The organism is Bradyrhizobium sp. 6(2017) (genome assembly GCF_011058295.2).
Lineage (GTDB): Bacteria > Pseudomonadota > Alphaproteobacteria > Rhizobiales > Xanthobacteraceae > Bradyrhizobium > Bradyrhizobium septentrionale.
In genome coordinates this window covers 2241902-2256199 of sequence record NZ_CP049289.2, presented here as the reverse complement: position 1 = coordinate 2256199, position 14298 = coordinate 2241902, and the positions used below count along the sequence as shown (strand labels likewise).

15 protein-coding genes and 3 pseudogenes are annotated in these 14298 nt (G+C 58.9%); 3 read left to right on the top strand and 15 right to left on the bottom strand.

Annotation, left to right across the window (positions count from 1 at the left end; translation table 11 throughout):
• The first annotated feature begins 44 nt into the window (after positions 1 to 44).
• A pseudogene (gene tnpC / locus G6P99_RS10735) lies at positions 45 to 1636 on the top strand (IS66 family transposase).
• A gap of 350 nt (positions 1637 to 1986) precedes the next feature.
• Here tnpC and G6P99_RS10730 read toward each other — a convergent pair.
• Together G6P99_RS10730 and G6P99_RS10725 are read right to left on the bottom strand one after the other, a co-directional pair.
• Positions 1987 to 3026 (bottom strand): annotated as a pseudogene (locus tag G6P99_RS10730) (IS630 family transposase).
• 159 nt (positions 3027 to 3185) lie between these two features.
• Positions 3186 to 3533, bottom strand: a complete 348-nt coding sequence (locus tag G6P99_RS10725; RefSeq protein ID WP_029084658.1) for a (2Fe-2S) ferredoxin domain-containing protein — start codon at positions 3531 to 3533, stop codon at positions 3186 to 3188.
• A 1526-nt stretch (positions 3534 to 5059) separates the two neighbouring features.
• Here G6P99_RS10725 and G6P99_RS10720 point away from each other — a divergent pair.
• Entirely contained in the window at positions 5060 to 5371 is a 312-nt protein-coding gene (locus G6P99_RS10720; RefSeq protein WP_246709491.1) for a Rieske (2Fe-2S) protein, read from the top strand.
• Between the two features lie 701 nt (positions 5372 to 6072).
• Here the strand turns inward: G6P99_RS10720 and G6P99_RS10715 are convergent.
• The 6 genes and pseudogenes from G6P99_RS10715 to G6P99_RS10690 all read right to left on the bottom strand — a co-directional run bounded on the left by G6P99_RS10715 (position 6073) and on the right by G6P99_RS10690 (position 9277).
• The gene (locus G6P99_RS10715) at positions 6073 to 7266 is read right to left on the bottom strand and encodes a DegT/DnrJ/EryC1/StrS family aminotransferase (RefSeq protein WP_246709854.1); all 1194 of its coding nucleotides are present in this window, start codon (positions 7264 to 7266) and stop codon (positions 6073 to 6075) included.
• A 14-nt stretch (positions 7267 to 7280) separates the two neighbouring features.
• Entirely contained in the window at positions 7281 to 7541 is a 261-nt protein-coding gene (locus tag G6P99_RS10710; RefSeq protein WP_029084661.1) for a hypothetical protein, read from the bottom strand.
• Between the two features lie 33 nt (positions 7542 to 7574).
• Positions 7575 to 7934, bottom strand: coding sequence for a DUF3024 domain-containing protein (locus tag G6P99_RS10705; protein ID WP_029084662.1), 360 nt, complete (start codon positions 7932 to 7934; stop codon positions 7575 to 7577).
• Between the two features lie 15 nt (positions 7935 to 7949).
• Positions 7950 to 8190 (bottom strand): annotated as a pseudogene (locus G6P99_RS10700) (nitrogen fixation protein NifZ).
• Positions 8187 to 8507 (bottom strand): nitrogen fixation protein NifZ, encoded by a 321-nt coding sequence (locus G6P99_RS10695; protein WP_029084663.1) that lies wholly within the window; start codon positions 8505 to 8507, stop codon positions 8187 to 8189. Before G6P99_RS10695 ends, G6P99_RS10700 begins: the two are co-directional and overlap by 4 nt.
• Positions 8504 to 9277 carry a hypothetical protein gene (locus G6P99_RS10690; RefSeq protein WP_165128115.1) on the bottom strand — a complete coding sequence of 258 codons (774 nt, stop codon included), beginning with the start codon at positions 9275 to 9277 and terminating at the stop codon, positions 8504 to 8506. The genes G6P99_RS10695 and G6P99_RS10690 overlap by 4 nt, the downstream gene beginning before the upstream one ends.
• A 74-nt stretch (positions 9278 to 9351) precedes the next feature.
• Here G6P99_RS10690 and G6P99_RS10685 point away from each other — a divergent pair, with 74 nt between their 5' ends.
• On the top strand, positions 9352 to 9615 hold the full coding sequence (locus tag G6P99_RS10685; protein ID WP_029084665.1) for a hypothetical protein: 264 nt from the start codon (positions 9352 to 9354) through the stop codon (positions 9613 to 9615).
• Here G6P99_RS10685 and G6P99_RS10680 read toward each other — a convergent pair.
• The 7 genes from G6P99_RS10680 to G6P99_RS10650 form a co-directional block, all read right to left on the bottom strand.
• Positions 9612 to 9836, bottom strand: coding sequence for a 4Fe-4S binding protein (locus G6P99_RS10680; protein WP_029084666.1), 225 nt, complete (start codon positions 9834 to 9836; stop codon positions 9612 to 9614). The genes G6P99_RS10685 and G6P99_RS10680 overlap by 4 nt on opposite strands.
• Positions 9837 to 9847: 11 nt before the next feature.
• On the bottom strand, positions 9848 to 11401 hold the full coding sequence (gene nifB / locus G6P99_RS10675; RefSeq protein WP_165128113.1) for a nitrogenase cofactor biosynthesis protein NifB: 1554 nt from the start codon (positions 11399 to 11401) through the stop codon (positions 9848 to 9850).
• A 384-nt stretch (positions 11402 to 11785) separates the two neighbouring features.
• Entirely contained in the window at positions 11786 to 12079 is a 294-nt protein-coding gene (locus tag G6P99_RS10670) for a hypothetical protein (RefSeq protein ID WP_165128111.1), read from the bottom strand.
• An 87-nt stretch (positions 12080 to 12166) separates the two neighbouring features.
• Positions 12167 to 12391: a putative nitrogen fixation protein NifT gene (gene nifT / locus G6P99_RS10665; RefSeq protein WP_029084668.1), complete on the bottom strand. Its 225-nt coding sequence runs from the start codon at positions 12389 to 12391 to the stop codon at positions 12167 to 12169.
• Positions 12388 to 13581: a cysteine desulfurase NifS gene (gene nifS, locus G6P99_RS10660; protein ID WP_165128109.1), complete on the bottom strand. Its 1194-nt coding sequence runs from the start codon at positions 13579 to 13581 to the stop codon at positions 12388 to 12390. The genes nifT and nifS overlap by 4 nt, the downstream gene beginning before the upstream one ends.
• Before the next feature lie 11 nt (positions 13582 to 13592).
• A complete protein-coding gene (locus tag G6P99_RS10655) occupies positions 13593 to 13883 on the bottom strand; it encodes a NifU family protein (RefSeq protein ID WP_029084670.1) in 291 nt (96 codons plus the stop codon).
• 19 nt (positions 13884 to 13902) lie between these two features.
• Entirely contained in the window at positions 13903 to 14223 is a 321-nt protein-coding gene (locus tag G6P99_RS10650; protein ID WP_029084671.1) for a HesB/IscA family protein, read from the bottom strand.
• Positions 14224 to 14298: the final 75 nt, after the last annotated feature.

The following is a 14298-nucleotide window of genomic DNA, read 5'->3' as shown; positions in this document are numbered from 1 at the left end:
GAAAAGGCAAGAGAACCGGGGCAAAATGTGCTCTGGTCGGGCCAATGACGCCGCCCGATCTCAACCTCCCGAATGACGTAGAGACGCTGAGAGCCATGGTGCTTGCCCTGGCCGAGAGGGCGGCCCGCGCCGATGCTCTGGAGAGCGAAGTCGCCGATCTCAGGGTGCGCAACGCCGATGCCGATGCGCGTATCGAGCGGCTGACGCAGATCCTGAAGGCCTTCGACCGCGCCCGGTTCGGCCGACGATCGGAAAAGCTCGGCTCTGCGAACGGCGACGATGAACAGCAGGCCTTTGTCTTCGAGGAAATTGAGACCGGCATCGCTGCAATCAAGGCCCAGGTCAGCAAGGGCCATGAGCAAGCGGATGGCAAGCGTGCACCGCGTCGGCGCAAGGGCTTTGCGCCCCATCTGGAACGGATCGAAACCGTCATTGAGCCGGAAGACCTTGCTGAGCATGCCGGCAAGCAGAAGGTGGTGATCGGCGAGGACGTGTCGGAGCGTCTGGATGTGGTGCCAGCGAAGTTCCGTGTGATCGTCACGCGCCGTCCCAAGTATGCCTTCAAGAACGCGGACGGCGTAATCCAGGCGCCGGCTCCGGCCCATATCATTGAAGGAGGCATTCCGACGGAAGCGCTTCTGGCCAGATCGCGGTCGCCAAATACGCCGATGGCATGCCGCTCTACCGGCAGGAGGCGATCTACGCGCGCGATCATGTCGAGCTCGACCGCCAGCTGATGGCGCAATGGATGGGCAAGCTCGGCTTCGAGCTCGAGATCATGGCCGACTACATCTTCAGCGAGGTCAAGAAGGCCGAACGGGTCTTTGCCGACGAAACCACCCTGCCGACGCTCGCTCCCGGCTCCGGATCGACGAAAACGGCCTACTTATGGGCCTATGCCAGAGATGACCGCACCTTTGGCCGCAGCGGTCCCCCGATGGTGGCTTATCGCTTCGAAGACAGCCGCTCCGGCGAATGCGCGGTCCGCCATCTCAATGGTTATCGGGGCATCCTGCAAGTGGATGGCTATGCCGCCTATAACAAGTTGGCGCGCGCCGATCGCGGCAATGATGGCATCACATTGGCTGGCTGCTGGTCACACAGCAGACGCAAGTTCTACGAGCTGCATGTTGCAGGAAGCTCGAAAGTGGCAACGACGACGGTCGAGCGGATGGCAAAGCTCTGGCAGGTCGAGAAGACCGTGCGCGGTCAAAGTCCCCACGCACGCGTTGCCGCGCGTCAGCAAGCCTCCGCGGCGGTCGTCGCAGATCTCTTTGATCTCTGGCAGCAGACCTTGCGGCGGATCTCCGGCAAATCAAAACTGGCCGAGGCAATCCGCTATGCCGTCTCGCGCCGTGCCATCTTCGAGCGCTTCCTGACCGACGGCCGCATTGAGCTCGACTCCAACATCGTCGAACGCGCCATCAGGCCACAAACAATTACGAGAAAGAATAGCCTCTTCGCTGGCAGCGACGGCGGCGGACGAACCTGGGCGACCATCGCGACACTGCTGCAGACAGCGAAGATGAACAACGTCGATCCGTTCGCCTGGCTCACCCTCACGCTTCAGCGCATCGCCAACGGCTGGCCGAGCAGCCAGATCGAGGCGCTTATGCCATGGAACCACGCCGCGTGAACGGCCTCAGCTTGCCGCTTACGCACGCTGCAGAGTGCCAGCCGCTTATCAAAGGCGGCAATTCAAATCGGTTGTCGCTCTGGGAGGCAGACCGCGCTACAAAAGGGGTGACGCTCGGGCCTCATCGGACTCGATCAAGCGCACTACTCTGACCGGTCCGTCTCTCACCGAACATTTTTGAATCCAAGGCCACAGCGACAAGGTCAATGGCCTCCTGTTGCGCACCTCCTGGAGGCGTGAGGGCACCCAGTCACCTTAAGAACGATCGAACAGCTCAACGACCCCAGTCTTTGAACAGATAAGCCGTGCATTCTCGATAGCCCGGACCAAGCGGCGCTAAGCGAAGCCAGCTAGTGTCCTGAACCAGAAGTTCGCGACATCGGGTCGTGTTTTGCCGGGGCATTGTACCGGCAGAAGCGTTCGATGGAAGCAAGGATGTCATCGGCGGACTTAGTCCATCGGAACGGTTTTGGATCGGCGTTGTGTCGGTCGATGAACGAAGTGATGTCAGCCCTGAGAGCGGCGATGCTGCGATAGATGCCGCGCCTGATCTTCTTATCGGTGAGGAGCGCGAAGAAGCGCTCGACCTGGTTGAGCCATGACGAACTGGTCGGGGTCAGGTGCACGTGCCAACGCGGCCGTTTAGCCAGCCATTTTCGGATCAAGGGGTCTTGTGCGCGGCGTAATTGTCCATGACGAGATGGACGTCCAGTTCACGCGGCACGGCAGCTTCGATCTCGTCGAGGAACTTGCGGAACTCGGCGGTGCGGTGGCGTCCATGCACTTGCCGATGACCCGTCCGCTAGCAATATCGAGGGCGGCGAACAGCGATGTGGTGCCGTGCCTCGTGTAGTCATGGCTTCTTCTGGCCGGGACGCATCGGCAGCATCGGCTGACTGCGGTCCAGCGCCTGGATTTGGGACTTCTCATCCACACATAGAACGATGGCGTGCTCCGGTGGCGAGACGTAGAGGCCCACAACGTCGCGCACTTTGGGCACGAAGTTTGGATCGGTCGAGAGCTTGAACGTCTCCATTCGGTGCGGCTGGAGCCCGAAGGCCCGCCAGATGCGTTGCACCGTCGACACTGATAGGCCGCTGGCCTTCGCCATGTCGCGAGAACTCCAATGGGTGGCGTTCTCAGGGCAACTCTCCAACGTCCTCACGATCACGGCTTCGATGCGGGCATCGTCAACCGTACGTGGCGCCCCGGAGCGCGGCTTGTCATGCAGCCCGTCCACGCGCCGCTCCACAAAACGCCGCCGCCACTTGCCTACCGTCGATCGGTCCAGGCCCAGCTTGGCCGCGACTTCCTTGTTCTGACCGCCCTCCGCGCAGGTCAGCACGATCCGGGCTCTCAGAGCCAGCGCCTGCGCTGTCTTCCGCCGCATCGTCAGCGACTTCAGTTCGGCACGCTCTTCATCGCTCAATGTCAGGGCGCAAGTTGCTGGACCGCCATCAGATCCTCCGTCGCTGCTGCAGCCTCCATCCTTGGCACGGCGACGCGAATCTACTGCGAATCTACGATTGCGAACTTGTGACTCAGGACACTAGCTTCGCTTGAGCACCATCACAAGACGGTCCACGCGTTTGCCTTGTACGAGATGAGAATTTACGATTTCGTCCACGTCCTCGGGCGTGGTCGCGCGGTACCAGACTCCGTCGGGATAGACGACCATCAAAGGGCCGGAGTTACAAAAGCCGAGGCAGCCCGCCACCGTGAAGCCGACATCGTTCAGACCTTGCGATTCGATCGCCTTGCCCATCCTATCCCACAGGGCTTGCGCGCCCGAGGCGCCGCAGCTGCCGTGCGGATGATTCGGCGGACGCTGCGTATGGCAGGCAAAGGCATGATGCCTGTAAAGTTGAGGAAGCTCGAATTCGGTTTCTGCATTCATGCGCCTATCCTGCAATCAACGGGTTCATCTGAAAAGCGGCAACGCCGGAGTACTTGCCGCACAATCTATTCTTCAGTTGAACGCCGGATCGATCAATTGAAGCAGCTGACTCCCACTCGTGCTCGCGAAAGCAGCCGAAGCGAGCGGACATCATCGTGCTTGTTAGTCGTGCTTGTTATCGGAAAATCCGCGAGCAGATACCTCCGCGTCTGACCGGCCTCCTTGATCAGTTTCAACGCCTTCTCCCAAATCGTGACCGTTTCTGCTCACGCATCATTTGCTCAACCATCCAACATGTTCAAGCAACTTCCACGCCAATGCGTAACGCTCGTTTCCGCAACGATCCCTTGCCCGCCTCCGGCGCCACTGACACTCATTGCCGCGGTTACGACAATGTCGTTCTCTCCTGTTCCGGACATGACAAACGTCGCATCACGTTCAACGCTTCAGCTTCAGCTTTCCGCAGTCCGCTCCTGCGATTAGACGGAAGATACTCGCTCGGTCTGTTCAGACCTTGCACGGTCATTTCGCGGAATGAGCCGCGATCTTCGTGATCTGCGTACCGTCTATCGAGGAGCGCGTATGGCGATCGGCCCAGTGAATAGAGCGCTCTGCCCAGGGGAGTCGGCTAATTGCATCGTTCGACCGCGAACCAAAGAACTTCCTCGCCGAAAGGTTAAGCGCCGCGCACGTGCCGCTGCCCATCCCGCGTTTTCGTCAAAGATAGCGCCCAATCGCGACGGGGTCCGAGCGAGGCACAGGTGATCACCGAGCTTACGTTTGAGGCGACAGGGCTGGCCTGCCGCAATCCCGATTGGCAGCAGCGGCAAAACCGCCCACACAACGATGTCGGCTTGCCTCAACCGCTTCAAGCGCTTCAACTCGAGATTCGCTCGCCGCATCTTGCGGAACGATGAGAATGACCACGCGCACGTGCTCGTTAATGCATTTGACCTGGAGCGATGCCGTCAGTGGATCAAGGTGACGAAATTCGCCAGGGCGTTGGATGTACAGAGGGTTGGCATTGCAATTGCAACGCAGACACGAACGCCGGCGGCGCCCGCGGACATCCGATCGTTCGGCGTGCGTTGCGCGCTGCGTGTCCCGCGAACATCGGATACAGGATCGTCATTTCTCTGCTCAAACGGTCCTGTCAGTCTGGGTCTCCCCATTCTTCCAGCCCAGACGGTGTCCTCGGTGGGCTTGCAGCCGCCGAGGGCATTTCTTGCTCGAACCTATTGTCATCCACCGGCAGCCAGAAGCGGTTCTTGCATGCCAGGTCCATTTGGTGAGTTAGCGCCAGAGCCCTTCCTTCGTGCCACGGAGATCGCCGGGCCGTGCCAGTTCAAGCTATCGCCCGATCGCTCGTGGTCGTGGTGTTTTTCGACTGACGCGGACCGCGATCGAAACCTTCAAGCAGGAAACCACGAGGCGGGAATGAGCGAAGGTATAATCGGCAACCTGCTGAGCGATCAGATCGAGGTATTCGCCGTATGTCTCGCTGATGCCGGCCGTTTCTAATTATTGTGCTGCGCACTTTCGGGAACGATTATTTCGGGTATGTCAACCGTTGTCCGCATGACAGTGCCTGGCTCAACATCGGCTCCGGCGAGTTTTTCTCTCCAGATCGCTCCTTTCTCAGATGCGGACGGCATGGTGCAAGATTCGAGATCGACACTGGGGTATGCATCGATGGGCCCTGCAACGGACAAGCGCTTGAGCCGGTCGCACTCACCGTGATAGATGGTGACGTCTGCCTGCGCGGGGCGTCAAGCTGCTGGCGGATGATCGGCGTGCCGACCTATTCGAGGACAGCGGCGAAACCATGGATGTTATGATCCACCCCGATTAACAGCTGCATCGCTTAGCTATTGCTCGAGTTGCCTTAGGCGCTTGGCGCCGGATAAAGCCTTGTGAGCGTTGGCGCAGGTGCGTGTCGTCGCTTTTTGAACTTGTAAGAGCAGAACGTTTTGAACCCGCAAGTTCAGTGGCACGCATCCGGATCCCGGTTCGAGTGCCCGGCGAAGCTCACGCCGAACCAATGGTTTGATGTCCTTAACGCCCGCTGATTTGCACCACCCTCCCGTTCGGAGCGAAGCGGACGTGAACAATGACCCTGTTGCGAGTTCACAGCACTCGCCGCTAGCATCGATCCGCGACAGGCTAAAGCCCTTGGCGCCAGTCCGCTCGATAGCACAACTCCTTACTGGTCAATCTAAAGACCCGAACCGAAACTGAGGATCTGGATTATGACGTGCTCGGTTCCGAGGCCCTGGCGCGGGCCTGGACCCTCTGGTCGGAGACGGCGCCTTCACTACTTTGCCAGTGTTTTGCACGATCGCTGTCGGAGAGCATTTCTCCTCCGGGATTTTCGGACGAAGATGTGGCATCCGGCCTTCCTCAATATTCGTCGGGGTGGCGATCTGCGCGCCAAATGCCGCCACAGACGGCCCGCCATCGCGTTGCTGATCTAGCGCAATGGCAGCACGGCTCATCGCAACTCAACCTATTGTTCCTTCAGTAGTGGATGACAAGCATCTTAGTAGATCGCTGCACCCGCGCCCACATTGATCGACGCATCTTTCGTGGTTTCGACGATAAATTCGACCTTGTCGTTCGTGAGATGGGTGTGAAACGGCAGCGCCAGGGCGCGATCGGCGATCTTTTCCGCAACCGGGAAATCGCCCCGCCGATAGCCGAGATCAAAATAGTGACGTTGCATATGCAATGGATGGCTATAGGCGGCGGATTCAATCTTGGCGGCACGCAGATCATCGACAATGACGTCACGGCCGGATCGCGTGAAGCGCGTCCCTAGATGGACGAGATAGAGCATCCAGTTCACCTCGGTCACATGGGGGCCAACGTAAGGCGGTTTGATGCCTCCAAATGATTGCATATGCGCGTTGTAGAGCTGCTCGACCAACCGGCGACGCTCCAGGCTTTCGTTGAGACGCTTGAGCTGTGCCAACCCCAAAGCCGCGGTGAGATCGCTCATACGAGCCTGGTAAGGTGCGGTGGCACTGACGACAACGGAGGAGCGTTCGTCCAGTCGATGGGCGCAATACCGACGCAAGCTAACCGCGATATCGATATCATCGGTCACGACCATGGCGCCTTCGCCGCAACTTATGGCCAGGGGCTGAGCAAAGTCGAATACCGCCAGGTCGCCAAACCTGCCGACGAGCTCGCCCTTATAGCTCGATCCGATCGCCTCGGTGGAATCCTCCAAAAGCGGTAGCTGATGGCGTTGGGCAATCGCACGCAATTCCGACCATGGCGCCGGATGACCGTTGGAATTGCTGGCGACAATCGCCCGCGTGTTTGCCGTGATGCGTTCCTCGGCCTTTGCTGGGACCAATGTTCCCGACCAATAGTCGATGTCGGAAAATACCACCCGTACGCCTGCGAGACTGATGGCATGGACCGTCTCGCGAAAGGAATAGGGCGAGGCGATGACTTCCTGCCCTGATTCGATCCCGAGCGCCTTGAGCGCAAGCAGGAGCCCGATGGTGCCGCTTGATACGGCAACGGCATATTTGCGGCCAAGATACGCTGCGAAAGCGTGCTCGAACGCCTCAGTGGTACGTCCATTGGAGATTTGCGGTGAACATAGCAATGTTTCCACGGCAGAGAGCTCGGCTAAGGTGATATCGGGATCGGACAGTGGAATAAAGGATGGATTTGCCTCAACACTATCCGCGCTATCCAGGGGGTGCGCTGCGAGTTCAATGCCGCTCACCGCCCTCAATTCCTTTTCGCCAGTACAATGCCGGTCGCCCGTGTCGGATCGGCCGTAATCCGCACGCAGTGATCCGAGCCATCCAGCAAATGCAGGTCGAAATGAGGAAACTGCCGGAACGGCTGGTCCGCAACATCCGACGCATCGCAACGTACCCAGGCAAGCTGCGGGAAGCGGCGCGGCAGCTCGACAAAGGAGCCCGTATCGGCGCCATCGTCCGCAAGCAGCCGCTCGATTTCGATCAGTTCCTCCGCACTGAGCGCCATCGTGGCTCCTTATGGCTCGTCAAAGTTCGTTCGTCATTGCCAGAACAGACGTTCCGGATCGGTGTTCAATTCGTCGATTGCTGAAGTCAGACGGTGGTAAAGGCTGTAGAACTCCCAGATTCCCTTTGCGTGGTTCTTGCAAAACAGCTTCCAGATCCCACCCACGGCATCATAAAGAATCAAGGCAACATCAATCAGACCGCCATCCTTATCGATATTGCGCGAGCAACAGGCGCTCTCGATGAGATAGCCACCCCTCACCGGCGTCACGTTCGGTGAAACATACAGATAACGCTTGCGCGAACTCAAGCCGCGCTGGATCCGCTTGCGATCGAGTTCGTTCGGGTGAGGAATCAGCCCCGTCTTTACCTTCCTCATCAGCGCGGCATTCATCGCGAACTCCTCCCTTCAAAGCACTGTGATCTCTTCTTCTAGACAGCCGATGAGCAGGGCGTTCACCAAAATCGACAGTATATATCGGCACGTTCGCTTCGTTATGGATGGCTACCCTGATGATCTCGCCAGTCGCTCCGGCGCCGAGCAAGCACTCCTCGGGCTCCGTATTGGGAAAAGAGCCGTCGTTGATGAGGTCGACGACGGCTTTAACGCGCCGGCCCCGGCGATATTTCGAAAAGCGGAACTCACTCATGACACAGCCTCTTCCGGCAATGGCAGATCATCGGTCTCCTCGCACGTGTCCACCGGCTCGAGCTCCTTGCGCTTCATGCCAACTCGGTAGCCCGTTTCCAGAAACTCGACCCCGTAAATGTAGAATTGCTGCAGGAACGTGCCGATCGAGACGACGTAACCCACCTCTCCCTTCGAGACCAGAATGTCGCCAACCTGCTTGCCGGGATAGGTGCCATCATTGCGGATGGTGCGATTGGCTCGTACCTTTTCGCCAAAGCTGAAGACAGGCGGCCCGCTGAGCTCGACGACGTCGCTGTCGCGAACGATGTTGCTCATGCGCCGCTCCCAAGCGGACATGCAGGCATGCCCGAGCCATCGCAGGCGAGGTCCCGCATCACTTCGCCCTCACCTCCGGCGCGATTTGTCAATTCAATAGCTGAGATGCAGCTCGCCGCTTCTAGGTAAACCTGCCGATCAGGGCCGTGCCGTAGAGCAGTTGGCGCCTCTGGCAAGGGCGATCGCGCGATCTCGAACCCCACCGAGGCATCTGGGCCGTTCACTACGGCTGGCAACCACTGATAGGGAACATCGCGCGCCACCATGTCGCGGAACTCGACGTCCGTATCACTCATCAGCTGACCGAGCAGCTGCGGCGCGATGCGGCGCGCCTCGATCACATTGCCGACTATTCGATTCGGAACATCCGCAAGGATCCCCGCGCCGTTCTGGTCAGTCGGCTTGAGTTCGGGACGCCTGTTCGCGGCGGCGGGTCCTTCGTCGCTTTTGCCGAGCCGCATCCGACGGTAGGCGTGAGGATTCGCCCCCACGGCTTCGGAAACACGGAGCTTTTCGAGCTCCGGCGCCTCCGAGAGGCGCGTTGTGCAAAGATAGAAGCCGTAGACGCTGTTCAATGCGGCGGCGCGGTCCGAGGTGAGCGCACGCGCTTCGACTACATGTTGGTTTGCAACCTCGTCAAGATGATCGAACAGCCGTGCCTGCCGCAGCCGAGCCTCGGTCGCGCCGGCGAGATCATCGCCGGTCGGCGTGGACAAGATCAGCGCTCTCTGGCTGCCGGACGGCGGGTTGGCTGTTAAATCAAGGTTCATCGGCAGCTGTGCTCTTGGGTGTGCGCCGTCACGCTCCGCCGCGGAGCGCCTGGTCCAACCAATGATGGACTGGCGTGCGCAGCAGCATCAGTCACATCGACGATGACAGCACCGCCTGGAAGGCGGCTGCCGGCGTCGAGAAACGTCGCTGGAGCGCTGCACGGGACGAATTGTCCACAGCGTCCTTTCTGCCCGCGGGCAGCGGCCAATCCAAGGCGGCCGCCGTTTCTGAGAAAGGCCCGAACCTCGGCGCCTACGGCGCCGCTAACGCGCAGCACGACGCTTTGGACGCTTTCAGCAGCAGCTCTTGGCATTCTGATCATGGGCTAATTCTTTAGGATGGCGCCTGGTAACGCGGCAAGGAGGTGTCAATGACGCAGGTGCCGTCAACGGGACAAGCCGCGACACATTGCGGCTCATCGAAATGACCGATGCATTCGGTGCATTTCGCCGGTTCAATGACGAAGCGCCCCGCGCTCTCCGAGATCGCAACATTCGGGCACAACGGTTCGCAGGCTGAGCAGCTCGTACACTGCGAGGCAATGATCTTGAATGGCACATACGCCCCCTTTACCCCGCAGAGATCAGGGACCCATACCGAATGTCGGCGTCACCTCGCTGGGCATGCTGGATTTCTCCGCGTTTTACCTTCTCGAGATAGGACCTGAACCAAGCGATCGCCGACTTCTCTATGAACTCATGCGCGTATCGATCGACCGGTTCGATTCCGGCCCTGATCAGATTGCTCTTCGGGCAACCGCCGATCTTGGCCACGAACACCGCATGGCAGTCATTTACGCTTCGGATGATGGTCGAAAGCCTATCCCCCTCGCCATAGCCGCCCTGGCAGTAGACATCCACGCGCCGGTGGCCGACAAATTTGGCGCCGGATGTGGAAATTTCGTACACCTGAAACTCTTTTGCATGTCCAAAGTGCTCGTTGATCAGCCCCGAGCCTTTGGTTGCAACCGCGACCAGAACGGTGATTTCGCTCATCTCGCCGGCGAACTCCGCGAGGCCCTCTCGGCTGGCCGCGACTTTGGCGGCACGCTCAGCCTCTACCTTTTCTTGATAAGCCTTGCGCATCTCGGGGTCATATTTGACATCCATTTTCATGACTCGGTCGATGTTGAACTCGCTTCCGCGATCCGCGCCGACCAGCCCCACCGCATCGGCGCGGCACTGACGGCAATGCCGCATCATGTTTACCCCTCCCTCACAAGCATCCTGCAGTGCCTTCAGTGCCTGAGCCGTCGGACCTCGTTGACCGTTGAGGCCGAATACTGTGCCGTGCTCGGGCGCCGAGATCAGTGGCATGATGTTGTGAAGGAAGGCTCCGCGCGACTTCACCGCCTTGTTGACCTCGACAAGGTGATGGTCATTGATATGCGGGATCATTACCGAGTTGACCTTGCATAGGATACCCCGCTCGCTAAGCATCTCGAGACCCTGTAGCTGACGATCGGTGAGTATCCTCGCCGCGTCGATGCCAACGTAGCGCCTGTGGTTGAAGAAGATCCACGGATAGATCTTTGCGCCGATTTCAGGATCGATCGTGTTAATGGTGATGGTGACGTGCTCGATCTTGGACTTGGCGATGGTGTTAACATAGTCCGGCAGGGCCAATCCGTTGGTCGACAGACACAGCTTGATGTCGGGAGCCGCCTTGGCGACCAGGTCGAACGTCTTGAATGTTTTTTCTGGATTGGCCAACGGATCGCCGGGACCAGCGATGCCAAGCACAGTCGTCTGCGGAATGATGGTCGCGACCGCGAGCACTTTTTTCACCGCCTGCTCGGGGGTAAGCTTCTCGCTCACCACGCCCGGACGCGATTCATTGGCGCAATCATATTTGCGGTTGCAGTAGTTGCACTGGATGTTGCAGGCCGGAGCCACCGCGACATGCATACGGGCGTAGTGATGATGTGCCCCTTCGCTGTAGCATGGATGCTTCTTCACCTTTTCCCAAATCTCGGCCGGCAGTTCGCCGTGGGCCGCCCGTGAGCGGCAGCTCGCCTGGCCTGTGTTGACCGACGTGCCGCAGCCCCTGTGCTCGGCGGTGGGCCGCATCATCTTGTCCAATGAACCTTCGACATATCTACCGCGCCCAACGACCGCGTTCATTTTCATCTCCCCGTGCAGGCATCATCGGCTTTCCAAGACCAATCCTGAGAACGCCTCATGAGGGGGAGTAGCAACTCACATGCCATAGCGGAAACGGTGACGTTGCAGCCCTACTTAAACAGTCAGCGGTAATGATCGATATTGATACTAGAATAGCAACGAAGCGCATGTTGGAAATGCGGCAGGTACGTCGTGATTCAGACACAGAGATCCGTGGATGGTGCATTCATACTCGCACTAGAGGCGCGCGGGATCCTTGCTCTATCTGCATGGTTTTGCGCGCTGCTGCCGGCCACAAATGGGTCGATACTTCTGGCGATCCGACGTCACAGCGCCGTTAATTGATGAGCATTATCCCCAACGCGCGAGGGAGCCAAATCGGTGTCAGGCCTTGCTTGAGCTGAACACGGCGCTCGTTGCATTGAGAAGACGCTCGGATCGACGATTGCATCGTGGTATCGGCAGGAACGCCTGATGATCTTCGCCGCATTGCTTCGCAATAGCGATAGTTGAAGCGAGAGCAAGAAAGCTCCGTTCGGTCCGCCTTTCCTTGATGGCGTCTGGCAACTGAACCACGATGCTGCCATAGCGAGCAGCCGCCAAGAGCTTCCTGATCTCTGGCTGCGAATATGTCGAGGCACCGATCGGAATCGAGATCGAGACACCGAAGCCCGGCAACGATACTATCGACCTCCTGGCCAAGCAGGTCAGCGAAACGATATTAGCAATTCTCTCCAATGCCGATGTAGAAGATTGGCCTCATGTTCATGCATCTTTCCCGTTCTCGCCCCGTTTTTTGGCATTGATTGTGATCGGCAATGGTGTGTCGCTCGCCATCTCGGGTAAATCGAGCACCCAGCCATTAGCTATCTTGATCCAGCCGCCCCAGAGCGACTCGTACTCAGATTCCACGATCGGCTCTTCGAGATCCTTTTTTGGCACGTAGATCGACAGGCCCGCGTCCGACGAGCGGCGGATCATGATTTTCACAAGCTCAACTCCCTCGACTGTGACGCATAGCTGGGCGGAGCGCCAGACTCCCGCGAGGTGGCACGCAAGCGAGCAACAATGTCTGACAGAGCGCACACGACCTCGTCAACCTCCGCGACGGTGGTTTCACGCGAGAGAGAAAAGCGCACCGCGCCGCGCATCCTCCACGCCGGCACCTGCATGGCGCGCAGAACGTGCGACGGCACCATTGAGCCGGAGCTGCAGGCTGATCCGAGCGACACGGCAATGCCCGCACGATTGAGATGATGGACGACTGCTTCGCCCTCGAGATGATCGAAAGCGATATTGGCTGTGTTCGCTAACCGGTTGTTGACATCGCCGAGCGCAAAGCATTCGCCATTATGTAAGATCCCCTGCTCCAGACGGTCGCGCAATGCACCAATGCGAACGCGCTCCGGCTCGAGCCGCTCCACAGCAAGCTCCGCAGCCCTTCCAAGACCGACGATGCCGGGAATATTTTCCGTTCCGCCGCGGCGCCGCCTTTCCTGTGATCCGCCCCAGATCAGGGACCGGAATTTTGTCCCTTTGCGCAGGTAGAGCGCGCCCATTCCTTTGGGACCGTGCAATTTGTGTGCGGACAGCGACAACATATCGATCGCACTGTCCCTTAGGTCGACGCGCAGCTTGCCTATGGCCTGGACCGCATCGGTATGGAACAGTGCGCCCGCCTCACGTGCCAAGCCGGCTAAAAACTCCACGGGAAAAATGGTGCCGGTCTCGTTGTTCGCCCACATAATCGAGGCGATCGCTGTGCGTGGCCCGAGCGCGCAGCGAAAGGCCTCGACGTCAAGCCAGCCGTGGGCATCTACGGGTATGATATGCGTCTTGACACTTCTTGTCGCCAGTTGCTCGACCAGCGCAAGCACGGCGGAATGCTCAACCGAGGTCGTGACGATCTCGTCGCGACCATCTTGGGTGGCAAGCGCAGAAAGAATGGCGGCATTATTGGCCTCGGTTCCACCGGAGGTAAAAACGATTTCATGATCGTAGGCATTCCCTAGCAAAGCCTGCAAGCTACGCCGCGCCTGCTTCAGCGCGGCCGCGGCCTCGCCGCCAAAGGCGTGGGCCGAGGAGGCATTTCCGAACTGCTCGGTAAAGAACGGCAACATGGCTTGCACGACGGATGGATCGGTCCGCGTCGTCGCATTGTTGTCTAGATAAACCGGCATTTGATCCCCATTCAATCCCGCGTTTTGCCTGCAACAACAACCGTGATCAGGCGGACGAATTCGACGAGCCTGTCGACCAGCTGCACTTGAACGCCTTCCAGCGTCATCCTCAAGAGCTTAAAGAGCGCGCAGGCACGGGTTGCGCCTACCATGATCTTGCTGCCATCAATTCCAATCAACTGATAGTCGGCGCCACTGCGTTGCAGATTGGCACGGATCTCCTCAATTACAGCGCGGATGCGTCCCGCTCGGCCGGTCGAGATCGCCGTCAATTGCCTCAGTTGTTCGGGGTCCGCCAGCATGTTTTGACGCCTTTTCTTATCAGCTGAACGATTTGCCGCAGGAGCAGCTCGAAGTGGCGTTTGGGTTATTAAAAGTGAAGCCTGGGCTCTCCAGCGCCATCACGAAATCGATGGTTGTGCCGACCAGATGGTCATGGCTCTTGTTGTCGACAAACACCTTCACACCGTCGCACTCGATCACCGTGTCGTTAGGCTTCGGCTCCTTGGCCAGACCCATCATGTATTTGAGTCCGTTGCAGCCGCCTGCCTCGACGATAATGCGCAGCCCGCTTGCTGGCTGCGCCGATGACGACATTGCGCCCCTGACCGCATTCACTGCGCTATCCGTTAGCTTGATCATGGCCTCTCTCAACTGCTTAGCTTTGCCTGCTGAAGGGCAAGTCATGTGCCAGCGAGAGGACGCTTGATGATGCTT